The organism is Saccharothrix coeruleofusca (genome assembly GCF_014648515.1).
Classification (GTDB): domain Bacteria; phylum Actinomycetota; class Actinomycetes; order Mycobacteriales; family Pseudonocardiaceae; genus Actinosynnema; species Actinosynnema coeruleofuscum.
In genome coordinates, this window is sequence record NZ_BMRG01000006.1 from 249,342 (window position 1) to 250,403 (window position 1,062).

The window sequence follows — 1,062 nt, forward strand, 5'->3', positions numbered from 1 at the left end:
GCGCGGGCATCGACCACCAGTACACCGGGAAGACCAGCACGAGGTCGGTGGCGCGGTCCAGGCGGCGGTGCTCGGCGGCGATCTCGGGCGGGTAGGGGGCGCCCTCCTGGTAGGAGCGGCGGTCGGCCAGGGTGAAGCGGGGGTCGAACCCCTCTGCGGCCAGGTCGGCCACCTCGGTCGGCACGGGGTGCAGCGCCGCCTTGAGCCGGTCGACGACGTGGTGCGTGAGGGAGCGGGGCTCGGGGTGGGCGACGACCAGCAGGGCGTGCATGGACAGCTCCGTTCACCTGATGGGATAACCTACTAACCGTAGCTTACGCTTGATGGGAGACTCCGAGGATGAGCGGGCGAAGGCTTTCCAGCGCGGACCGGCGTGCCCAACTCGTCGGCGTGGCCCGCGACGTGATCGCCACCGAAGGCGCGGACGCGCTCACCCTCGGGCGACTGGCGGAGCGGGCGGGGATCTCCAAACCGGTGGTCTACGACCACTTCCCGTCGCGCGCGGCGCTGCTGCTCTCGCTGTACGAGGACTTCGACCGGAGGCAGATCGCCGACCTGCGCGCCGCGCTGGAGCGCACCCCGCCGGACGTGCGGCAGCGGGTCGAGGCGATCGCGGCGGCGCACGTGGCGTGCGCGGTCTCCCAGGGCGTCGAGCTCGGCGGGGTGCTGGCCGCGCTGGTCGGCACGCCGGAGCTGGAGCGGGCCAGGCGGGAGTCCGAGCGGCACTACCTGGACCTGTGCCGCCGGGCCATCCACGAGGCCGACGCCGACGCCGACCTGGACGAGGCGGCGGCGATCGCGTTCCTGGGCGCGGCGGACGCGCTGGGCCAAGCCGCCGCCCGTGGCGAGATCGGCCCCGAACTGGCCCGGTCGACCACCGCCGCGGTGCTGCGCGGCCTGGTCGGCCGCGCGCCCTAGGTGGTCACGCCCGCCTGGTGCGGGACTCCCTTGAGGACCCGCTCGTAGAGGACCTCCAGCAGCCAGCGGCCGAACAGCGACGGGCCGAACTCGGTCGACCGGTCCTCCGGCGGCACCAGCAGCTCGGCCGCGCCCGCGCCGTCC

Annotated in this window: 2 protein-coding genes; one reads left to right on the forward strand and one right to left on the reverse strand. The window is 74.5% G+C overall.

Annotation, left to right across the window (positions count from 1 at the left end; all coding sequences use genetic code 11):
- Positions 1-271 (reverse strand): NAD(P)H-dependent oxidoreductase (locus tag IEZ00_RS36760; protein ID WP_229795872.1); only part of this gene is annotated, 271 nt, incomplete at its 3' end.
- A gap of 68 nt (positions 272-339) precedes the next feature.
- Between IEZ00_RS36760 and IEZ00_RS18585 the strand changes: the two genes are divergently transcribed.
- A complete protein-coding gene (locus IEZ00_RS18585) occupies positions 340-918 on the forward strand; it encodes a TetR/AcrR family transcriptional regulator (protein ID WP_189224532.1) in 579 nt (192 codons plus the stop codon).
- Positions 919-1,062 lie beyond the last annotated feature (144 nt).